The sequence below is a fragment of the Methylobacterium sp. BE186 genome (assembly GCF_031457035.1).
GTDB lineage: Bacteria > Pseudomonadota > Alphaproteobacteria > Rhizobiales > Beijerinckiaceae > Methylobacterium > Methylobacterium segetis.
In genome coordinates, this window is the sequence record NZ_JAVDVV010000016.1 from 119,966 (window position 1) to 129,080 (window position 9,115).

The window sequence follows — 9,115 nt, forward strand, 5'->3', positions numbered from 1 at the left end:
GAGCGGGCGCCCGTCACTTCATCCGGCAAGCTCCCGGTCGACCCGGCCCGCGGCCTCCTCCTCCACGTCGAGGGCCTCGGCCAGCATCTTCAGGAACTGGCGCTCCTGCAGCGTGTCCGCCGCGATGGCGAGGCGTGCGGCGGTGTAGATGCGGGCCGCCGCGTCGGGATCGTTCACCCCGTCGGCGATCTCGTCGATATCGGCCGGGTCGGCGAGTTCCTTGTCGAGCCAGGCGCGGCCATCCGGAGCGACGCCCGCCGCCTCGACCGCCGCGTCGAGCCGGCGGCGCTCGTCCGCATCGACCATGCCGTCGGCGACGGTGGCCGCCACCATCGCCCGCAGCATCAGGCGAGCCTCGTCTTCGTTCACGTCGGCGAAGGGCGCCGCCGTTTCCGCCGGCGCGGCCTCGCCGCGGACGGCCCGGTAGGCGAGGCCGGCGACGAAGGCGAGGCCGCCGAGCGCCGCTCCCGCCGCGAGCCCACCTCGGCGCGAGCGCACGATCGCATCCACCAGACTCTTCGCGTCAGCCATGACTTGCCCTCTCCGAACACAACCAAAGGATCGGTCCGGCAACGACGGGAGGGCGGTCCCGGTTCAGTCCGGCCGCTATTCTGCGGCGACCCGCGGCGGGTAGAGGCGGGGATCGTTGGCGGCAAAGCCCGGTGCCTCGTAGGCGGCCGCATCCTCCGGGTCGTCCCGCTCGCCGACGAAGCGCCCGAAGAGGCGCGCGAACAGCCGCGAGAGGTCGTCCATCAGCACGAAGAAGGCGGGCACGAAGATCAGCGAGAGCCCCGTCGAGACGATCAGGCCGCCGATCACCGCGATCGCCATCGGCGCCCGGAACTCGCCGCCGATGCCGAAGGCCATCGCGGAGGGCACCATGCCGGCGGCCATGGCGATCGTCGTCATCACGATCGGCCGGGCGCGCTTGCGGCCCGCATCGACGATGGCGGTGGCCCGGTCGACGCCGCGGGCCATCTCCTCGACGGCGAAATCGACGAGCATGATCGCGTTCTTCGTCACGACGCCCATCAGCATGAGGATGCCGATCACCACCGGCATCGAGATCGGCTTGTGGCAGACGAGGAGCGCCAGGATCGCGCCACCGATCGAGAGCGGCAGCGAGAACAGGATCGTGACCGGCTGGAAGAAGCTGCCGAAGAGCAGGATCAGCACGCCGAACACCATCATGATGCCCGCACCCATCGCCATGGCGAAGCCGCCGAACACCTCGGCCATGATCTCGGCATCGCCCGTCTGGCTGATGGTTACGCCGGGCGGCAGGTTCCGGGCGGCCGGCAGGTTCATCACGTTCTCGATGAGCGAACCCAGGGCATCCGAGCCGCGCATGTCGGCCTCCAGAGCCACCCGCACCGCCCGGTCGTAGCGGTCGATCGCGGTCGGGCCCTGTCCGAGGCTGAGGTCGGCCACCGTCGAGAGCGGCACGGCGGCCCCGCCCTTCACGGGGACCTTCAGGGTCGCGAGCTCGGCGAGATCGCCGCGCAGGCGCTCGGGGAGCTGCACGCGGATCGGCACCTGCCGGTCCTTGGCGTTGAACTTGGCGAGGTTCGCGCCGATGTCGCCGATCGTGCCGACGCGCACCGTCTCGGCGATCAGGTCCGTCGAGACGCCGAGATCGGCCGCCACGCCCGGCTTCGGGCGGATGCGGATCTCGGTGCGGTCGAGCGGGGCCGTCGAGACCACGTTGACGAGGTGGGGCACGCCGGCCGCCTCGCGCTGGAGGCGCGCGGCGACGTCGGCCACCGCCGCCTTGTCGGAGCCCGCGATGATGAGGGCGAGGTCGCGCTGGCCGCCTTCCCGCAGAGCCCAGAAGCGGATGTCGGGCTCCTGGCGGAGGATGTCGCCGATGACGACGTCGACCTGCTTCTGCGTGAGGTGGCGCTCGTTCTTCGGTGTCAGGTTGATGGTCAGGCTCGCGAGCCGGACCTCCTTCTTGCCCGGCAGCTGGCGGCCGCCGTCGACGAACACGCTGCGGACCTCGGGCAGCGCCCGGATCCGCTCGACGAGCTTGTCGGTGACCCGGCTGGTGTCGGAAAGCCGCGCGCCCGGAGGCAATTCCACGACGAAGAGGGTTCGGGCGGCGTCCTCGGCCGGGATGAAGCCGGCGGGTAGCAGACCCGTGGACATGATGGAGGCGGCAAAGCACCCGAGGCCCGCCACCAGCGTGATGTACTTGTGGCGCACCGACCACGCGACGGCGCGGGTATAGGCGCGCATCACAAGCCCGTCCCGCTCCTCGGGATGGCCGTGATCGCGCAGGAAGTAGGCGGCGAGCAGCGGCGTGATCAGGCGCGCGACGAGGAGCGACATGAACACGGCGGCCGCGATGGTGAGGCCGAACTGCTTGAAGTACTGGCCGGCGATGCCGCCCATGAAGGAGACGGGTGCGAAGATCGCGATGATCGTCGCGGTGATCGCGATCACCGCCAGGCCGATCTCGTCGGCGGCCTCCAGCGCCGCCCGGTAGGGCGATTTGCCCATGCGGATGTGGCGGACGATGTTCTCGATCTCGACGATGGCGTCGTCGACGAGGATGCCGGTGACCAGCGTGATCGCCAGAAGGCTCACGGCGTTGAGCGAGAAACCGAGCGCGCTCATCACCCAGAAGGTCGGCAGCACCGAGAGCGGCAGGGCGATCGAGGCGATCACCGTGGCGCGCCAGTCGCGCAGGAACAGGAAGACGACGACGACCGCGAGCGCGGCGCCCTCGATCAGCCCCATCATGGCCGAGTGGTAATTGCCGATCGTGTTGGTGACAGAGGTGTCGATCAGGTCGAAGCGCACGCCGGGATGGGCCTTGTGCAGGTCGCCGATCCTGCGCGCGACCGCCTCCGAGACGTCTGCGTCGCTCGCCCCGTTCGCCCGCGAGATCGCGAAACCGACCACGGGCTCGCCGTTGAAGCGGGCGAAGGTGCGCGGCTCTTCCGCCCCGTCGATCAGGGTGGCGAGCTCATCCAGCCGGACCTTGCGGTTGCCCGGCACGATGATCGTCGTGGCGGCCAGCGTGTCGAGGCTCGCCGAGGCGGCGAGCGTGCGGATCGACTGCTCCTGGCCGCCGACCTCGCCGCGCCCGCCCGCCATGTCGGCGGAGGTCAGGCGCAATTGCCGGTTCACGTCCGCGGCCGTGATGCCGAGCGCGAGCAGGCGGTCGGGCTTCAGGGTGACCCGCACCTCGCGGGCGACGCCGCCGAGCCGCTCCACGCCGCCGACGCCCTTCACGCCCTGGATCTGGCGGGCCACGACGTCATCGACGAACCACGACAAATCCTCGGGCGTCATGGCGGGAGCCGAGGCGCCGTAGATCATGATCGGGAGCCCGGCGATCTCGACCCGGTTGATGATCGGCTCGTCGATGGTGCGCGGCAGGTTCACGCGGATCTTGGAGATCGCGTCCTTCACGTCGTTGACGGCGCGGTCGGTATTCACCTCAAGCCGGAACTCGACCGTCGTGACCGAGGAGCCCTCGGTGATGGTGGAGAGGATGTGCTTGACGCCCTTCACGCCCGCGATCGAATCCTCGACCCACTTGGTGACCTGGGTCTGAAGCTCGGAGGGCGCGGCGCCCGCCTGCGTCACCGTCACCGAGACGATCGGGATGTCGATGTTCGGGAACCGCGTGATCGGCAGGCTGCGGAAGCTCACGAGCCCGAGCACGCCGAGCACGATGAACAGCACGATCGAGGGCAGCGGCTTGCGGATCGCCCAGGCTGAGATGTTGAGGCGCATGGCGCGTCCGATCGTTCAGCGGGGCGCAGCGTCGGCCGCCGCGAGGGGTTTCATCCCCTCCGGAGCGACCGCGCGCACCCGGTCGCCGTCGCGCAGGAAGCTGCCCGCGCGGGCCACCACCGTCTCGCCCGCCGCGATCGCGCCGCGCACCTCGGTGAAGCCCTCGGCCGAGAGGCCGGTCGTGACCGGCCGCGCCTCGACGCGCCCGTCCCGCACGACGAGAACGCTGGCGCCCCCGTCGGTCGAGAAGAGCAGGCTGGAGACCGGCACGGAGACGCCGCGCCGCCGCGCCACCTCGACGGTGCCGCGGGCGAAGGCGCCGATGCGCAGGGCCGGGTCGTCCTTGAGCGAGATCCGGACCTTGCCGAGGCGGGTCATCCGGTCGACTTCCGGGTAGACCCGGCGGACGCGGCCGGCGAGCTTCCGGCCCTCGTCAAGATCGAGGGCGGCGGCGTCGCCGACATGCAGGCGCGGCATCACGGTCTCGGGCACCTCGCCTTCGAGCTCGATCTCGCCGCGGGCGATCAGGCGGAACAGGGGCTCGCCGAGCGCCGTCGCGGTGGCGCCGATGCGGGCGGTGCGGCGGTTCACGATCCCGGCCTCCGGCGCCCGGATCTCGGTGCGGGCGCGCCGGAGCGCGATCTCGGCGGCCTGCGCCCGGGCGGTGGCGAGGTCGGCCTCCGCCGCCTGCAGGCCGCCACGGGCTGCCGCGAGCTTGCCCTCGGCGCCCTGGGCGGTAGAGACGCGCTGCTCCACGGTGACGGCGGTGGCGTTGCCGGTCCGGATCAGCGTCTGAGCCCGCTCCAGGGCCTGGCGCGCCTCGGTCTGAGCGGCCTCGGCCTGCACGATCTGGCTGCGGGCCTGCACGATCGCGGCCTCGGCCCGGGCGATGGCGGCGAGGTTGGCGGCCTCCTGCGTCTCGATCATCTCGCGGGAGAGGCGGGCCAGCACCTGACCCTTCGCAACCCTGTCACCCTCCTCGACGAGGAGTTCGGTGATGCGGTGCCCCTCGATCTCGGGCGAGACCAGGATCTCGTCGCGCGGCACCAGGGTCCCGGTGACGATCGCCCGCTCGACGATCTCGCGGTTCTCGGCGGGCACGACAGTGACGGCGGGCGCCAGCGCCTCGGCGGTCGGCACGGCGGCCGTGTCCGCGGCTCGCGCCGGTGCGGCGGCGAGCGGCGGGAGGGTCGAAGCCAGCAGGGCAAGGACCCGGAAAAGGCGCGGCGCGGGCATCGAACCACCCAGTGCAGGTACGGCGGAATCAATCGTTCGGCACCGCATGCGGGGCCGCGGCCGGTCTGTCGCCGCTCAGGCCGGCGTTTTGATGGCGCGTATCATACACGACCATCCGGCGAGGATTCGAGCCGGTGTGGCGTCACGTGCGCGCGGCACGGATCGCCGTCCGAAGCAACCAGAGACGCCGAAACTCGTTACCAATTCGTCAACATCCAGGCCGTGCCGGCCGGGACGAACGAGGCGCTCGATGAGCATCTTCCAGATCCGACAGAAGACCAGCGGCGCGATCCTGTGGACGGGATCGGCCGACGACGAGCAGACCGCTCTCGACGCGATGGCCCGCGAGGCCGGCTATCGCGACTATTCGGCACTGCCCGACTCGATTCGCTCGGGCGGGGTCGAGACGGCCAGGCTCGACATGATCTCCTGACCCGCTCGCGGCGGCCGTTCGGCCGTCTCGCGAGGTCCTGAACCCCTTGTGAGGCCAGGGCGCGCCCGCGCGGCGGGGCGCCCGTCCGCATGTCTCGAACCCGTCCTTTGCGGGTGAGAAAAAGACTTCTGCCGAGCTTCAGAAGGTCTTGTCAGCTTCCGCACGCCCGGCCTACCATCGACCTTGCGCGACGGGTCCGCTCCTCCCAGGAATTGCCGGGAACCGCCGCTCACTCGCAGATGTAAGGAGGTTGCCCATGCAAGCTCACGCCTCTGGCTCCCGCACGGCGCGCACCGCTGACGGTGAGCAGGACACTCCGCCGGACCATCTGCGACAGGGATAGTGGCTCTCGGGAGGGAAGACGGCGCCCGCCGCGACCGGAACGTGTCGCGGGGCCGGCGCCGGGATCCGTCAGGAACCCCTTGAACCCGTGAGCGTGGACCCTGCCAGGGCCCGCCGGCATCGCCGTCGGGCCTTTTCTCTGCCCGCTTCCAGCCTCCGACGCAGCCGACTAATGGACAGGACCGGTTCCCCCCGCCGGCAGATTGAGCGCCTCCGAGAACGGAAATTCGAAGACGATCTCGTCGGCCTCGTCGGTCACGACCATGATGGCCGAGAGGAGGCGCGGATCCGCGCTCGCCGTCATCAGGTCGACGATCATCGCACGCGCAGCCTCCCAGGCGGCATCCGCATCGTCGAGGCTGCGGATATACGGCTCCGCCGGCGCGTCGGTATCGATGATGACGGTGAAAGCATAGCGCGGCATCGGAGCCTCATCGGTCGGTTGGGCGAAGGGATGCAAGGGAGCGTCCCGGCCTCTAGGCCCGGGCGCCCGCACCGTACGCGACGCTACCGCCTGGCACCCGCGGCGTCATCGGCCGGTTTCCGATCGGAGCGGGGCCGGGGCGGCGCGCGCCGGGGAACGAGACAGGGGGCTGGATGACAGCGATGAGCACGCCGACGGAGAGTCACCTTCGACAGATCGCGCAGCACCTCGGCGTTCCGGTCTCAGACTTCTTCGACGAGCCGGGCATGAACCTGCCCCCCTGCGTCGGGGCCGAAGCGGACGCGAATACGGGCGAACTGCTCGGCCTCTGGGCCCGCATCCGGGACCCGCGGGACCGCGAGCGCTGCCTCAACATGCTGCGCTCCTGCGCGGCACGGACCGATTCGCCGATGAGGCTGCTGCCGCCGCAATTCTGAAAGGCGCCCCGATTTCCGGCCGCGCCGCGCGCGCTGCCGGCTTGCGCTGGCGGGGCGCGGCGAGTACAGCACGCCACCCGCCACGAACGGCCCGCCCGCGCCCCGCGCAGGGTCTGTCCGCGCCGGGTCCGGAGGGGTGGCCGAGTGGTTGAAGGCGCACGCCTGGAAAGTGTGTATACCGGAAACGGTATCGCGGGTTCGAATCCCGCTCCCTCCGCCACTACGCTCTATTAAGTGTCTGCTCACACTGCAGATTTTTAAGTTGCCGAGCGGCCCACCCCAACATTTACCCCAACGGTAGAATGGGATCTCGGCGAACCCCTGTGGACGCTATGTCGCAGGTCGTCCCTTCCCGGCACTCGACCCGAAATCCGCTTTCCTCGATCAGAGCATTGAACTTTTTTGTCCTAGGTCCGAGGACGGATGATGGGATTGCGACGTCTGCAAACCGCACCACACCTTGGCGGACTTCTGTGCTAAGATATTGATATTATTTGTATTTACGGCGATCGCGGCGTAATCTGGAGGCCTCTTCTGGAGGCTCGGGGAATGCGTCTGTCGTCGAACCTACTGCTCCGTGTTGAACCGGATCTGCCGCTCGCCCTCACCGAGGCCGCTCGTGCGGCAGGGGTCTGCCGCTCGGAGTTCGTGCGTCGGACCTTGAGCGCCGCGCTTTCCACGCGTGGACAGAAGCCATCGCACGTTCCCGATCCTGACGGGCGCCCGCCCTCGGCTCCGGCCTCGATGAGGGCTGCGGCATGATTGAGTATGTGCCGACCCAAGGCGAACTCGCCGAACGGGGCATGGCCGCGTCTCGCTCGGTCGAGGACGGCAAGACGGTCGTTGTCTTCGAGGGCGACCCCGTCGCCGTGCAGTCCTGGTGCCTGCAGGCGGTTGGGCACTTTGCGAGCCCGGATTTCCGGTTCGTCAGCTTCGTGCCGCCCGATCGCGTCCGCGGGCTCTGCATCATCGCCCACAACTTCACGCTGACCGGCGACGCCGAGCTGATCCCGGTCGGGACGCTCGGGCAGCTTCATCGCGACGTGCGCAAGTGCCTCGCGTGGTGGCTGTTCAACCTGATCGGTCTGCGCCGGATCACAGTTCGCATCCGCGGCACTGACCAGCGCATGCAGGAATTCGCCCGTCGCCTCGGCCTCCGTCACGAGGGCACGCAGCGCGATTTCTACGGCCCCGGCGAGGACTGCTCCCTCTGGGGCATCACGCACGACGAGGCTCGGACCCTTCTCCTCAAGCAGGAGGGCGCCTCCGCTCCTGCCCCTTCGAACCGGCGGGTGCACTGATGGGCCTCTTCGACGCGATTTCCGGGGCGGCCTCCGAGCGGGCTGCCAAGAAGAATGCTGCCGTCCTCGGCGCGACTTCCACGCAGGCCAACAACGCGATCAACGGCGGGTACACGAACGCCGTCAACGCGCTCACGGATGCCAATGCCCCGAGCGCTATCACGGCGCTTGGACAGGGCTACGACCGCGCACGCTCCGACCTCGGCAGCCAGTACGGGCAGACGCAGGGCTTCCTAGGCCAGTTGCAGGGCCTGTATGCCCCTATGGTTCAGGGCGGCGGTAACGCCTACAACGCCTACCTTGACGCCGCGGGCGCGAACGGCGCGGAGGGCTCAGCCCGTGCCACCTCGGCGTTTCGTGCCGGCCCCGGCTATGAGTTCCAGCAGCAGCAGGGTTTGGACGCGATCCAGCGCCTTGCCGCGTCTCGCGGCAACCTCGCTGGCGGGAACACGACTGTCGACCTCCTGAAGTACAGCCAAGGCCTCGCCGATCAGTCGTTCCAGCAGTACACGACGAACCTCGGCAACGCGGCGAACAGCTACGCGACGGGGCTTGCGGGACAGGCGGCGGGCCTCACGGGGCAGGCCGGCGCGTCGCAGGCTTTTGGCAGTTCGCTCAGCGCTCTCGGCACGGGCCTCGGCTCTGGGCAGGCCAACATCTACGGGCAGGCTGCCGGCTTGCTGGGGCAGCAGGGCCAGAGCCTCGCAGGCGTGCAGACGAGCCTCGGTTCGTCGCTCATGGCGAACAACAACGCCTTGGCGCAGAGCCAGAACCAAGCCAGCGCCAACTTCCTCGGCGGCCTGCTCGGGGTGGGCAACCTGCTCGCGAGCCCGGTCGGCCAGAACGGCGCGACGGGCACGGTTGGCGGCACTGCCGCCAATTGGCTGACCAACCTGTTCAAGTAAGGGGGCAGCATGTCGAGCGGCTTCGGACTTCCGGCAATCGACTTTCTCGGCGGCCTCTCGCAGATCGGGCGGACCCTCGCACTCGGCTCCGAGCAGCAGCGCAAGCGGGATCTGGCGCAGGCTCTCGGCACCTCGCTGCAGAGCGGCGACTATGCCGGCGCGGCGAAGGCGGCGTTCGAGGCCGGCGAGGCGGACACGGGCCTCGGCATCCTGAAGTACGGCCTGACGGCGGACCAGCAAAAGCGAGCGACCGCGGCGAGCGACTGGTGGAACAAGGGGGTCAGCGGCAG

9 protein-coding genes and 1 tRNA gene are annotated in these 9,115 nt (G+C 69.7%); 6 read left to right on the forward strand and 4 right to left on the reverse strand.

Going from position 1 to position 9,115, the window contains the following annotated elements; translation table 11 throughout:
* Nucleotides 1-18: 18 nt before the first annotated feature.
* From J2X36_RS17040 to J2X36_RS17050, 3 genes are all read right to left on the reverse strand, one after another.
* Nucleotides 19-531: a DUF533 domain-containing protein gene (locus J2X36_RS17040; RefSeq protein WP_310351856.1), complete on the reverse strand. Its 513-nt coding sequence runs from the start codon at nt 529-531 to the stop codon at nt 19-21.
* Between the two features lie 75 nt (nt 532-606).
* Nucleotides 607-3,747: an efflux RND transporter permease subunit gene (locus tag J2X36_RS17045; RefSeq protein ID WP_310351858.1), complete on the reverse strand. Its 3,141-nt coding sequence runs from the start codon at nt 3,745-3,747 to the stop codon at nt 607-609.
* Between the two features lie 15 nt (nt 3,748-3,762).
* Nucleotides 3,763-4,983, reverse strand: coding sequence for an efflux RND transporter periplasmic adaptor subunit (locus J2X36_RS17050; protein WP_310351861.1), 1,221 nt, complete (start codon nt 4,981-4,983; stop codon nt 3,763-3,765).
* A 250-nt stretch (nt 4,984-5,233) separates the two neighbouring features.
* On the opposite strand from J2X36_RS17050, the gene J2X36_RS17055 reads away from it, so the two are divergent.
* Nucleotides 5,234-5,416 carry a hypothetical protein gene (locus tag J2X36_RS17055; protein WP_132249768.1) on the forward strand — a complete coding sequence of 61 codons (183 nt, stop codon included), beginning with the start codon at nt 5,234-5,236 and terminating at the stop codon, nt 5,414-5,416.
* Nucleotides 5,417-5,927: 511 nt separating this feature from the next.
* On the opposite strand, the gene J2X36_RS17060 is transcribed toward J2X36_RS17055, so the two are convergent.
* A complete protein-coding gene (locus tag J2X36_RS17060) occupies nt 5,928-6,182 on the reverse strand; it encodes a DUF6894 family protein (protein WP_132249924.1) in 255 nt (84 codons plus the stop codon).
* A gap of 182 nt (nt 6,183-6,364) precedes the next feature.
* On the opposite strand from J2X36_RS17060, the gene J2X36_RS17065 reads away from it, so the two are divergent.
* From J2X36_RS17065 to J2X36_RS17085, 5 genes are all read left to right on the forward strand, one after another.
* Nucleotides 6,365-6,619, forward strand: coding sequence for a hypothetical protein (locus J2X36_RS17065; RefSeq protein WP_310351866.1), 255 nt, complete (start codon nt 6,365-6,367; stop codon nt 6,617-6,619).
* A 130-nt stretch (nt 6,620-6,749) separates the two neighbouring features.
* Nucleotides 6,750-6,839, forward strand: a tRNA-Ser gene (locus J2X36_RS17070).
* Nucleotides 6,840-7,422: 583 nt separating this feature from the next.
* The gene (locus tag J2X36_RS17075; protein ID WP_310351868.1) at nt 7,423-7,920 is read left to right on the forward strand and encodes a hypothetical protein; all 498 of its coding nucleotides are present in this window, start codon (nt 7,423-7,425) and stop codon (nt 7,918-7,920) included.
* On the forward strand, nt 7,920-8,825 hold the full coding sequence (locus tag J2X36_RS17080; protein WP_310351870.1) for a hypothetical protein: 906 nt from the start codon (nt 7,920-7,922) through the stop codon (nt 8,823-8,825). Before J2X36_RS17075 ends, J2X36_RS17080 begins: the two co-directional genes overlap by 1 nt.
* A 9-nt stretch (nt 8,826-8,834) precedes the next feature.
* On the forward strand, nt 8,835-9,115 hold a 281-nt coding region (locus J2X36_RS17085; protein ID WP_310351872.1), incomplete at its 3' end, for a hypothetical protein.

Excerpts from the sequence above, each read along its gene's own strand:
- J2X36_RS17040 (WP_310351856.1), bottom strand. The coding sequence starts at position 531 with ATGGCTGACGCGAAGAGTCTGGTGGATGCGATCGTGCGCTCGCGCCGA.
- J2X36_RS17045 (WP_310351858.1), bottom strand. The coding sequence starts at position 3,747 with ATGCGCCTCAACATCTCAGCCTGGGCGATCCGCAAGCCGCTGCCCTCG.
- J2X36_RS17050 (WP_310351861.1), bottom strand. The coding sequence starts at position 4,983 with ATGCCCGCGCCGCGCCTTTTCCGGGTCCTTGCCCTGCTGGCTTCGACC.
- J2X36_RS17055 (WP_132249768.1), top strand. The coding sequence starts at position 5,234 with ATGAGCATCTTCCAGATCCGACAGAAGACCAGCGGCGCGATCCTGTGG.
- J2X36_RS17060 (WP_132249924.1), bottom strand. The coding sequence starts at position 6,182 with ATGCCGCGCTATGCTTTCACCGTCATCATCGATACCGACGCGCCGGCG.
- J2X36_RS17065 (WP_310351866.1), top strand. The coding sequence starts at position 6,365 with ATGAGCACGCCGACGGAGAGTCACCTTCGACAGATCGCGCAGCACCTC.
- J2X36_RS17075 (WP_310351868.1), top strand. The coding sequence starts at position 7,423 with ATGGCCGCGTCTCGCTCGGTCGAGGACGGCAAGACGGTCGTTGTCTTC.
- J2X36_RS17080 (WP_310351870.1), top strand. The coding sequence starts at position 7,920 with ATGGGCCTCTTCGACGCGATTTCCGGGGCGGCCTCCGAGCGGGCTGCC.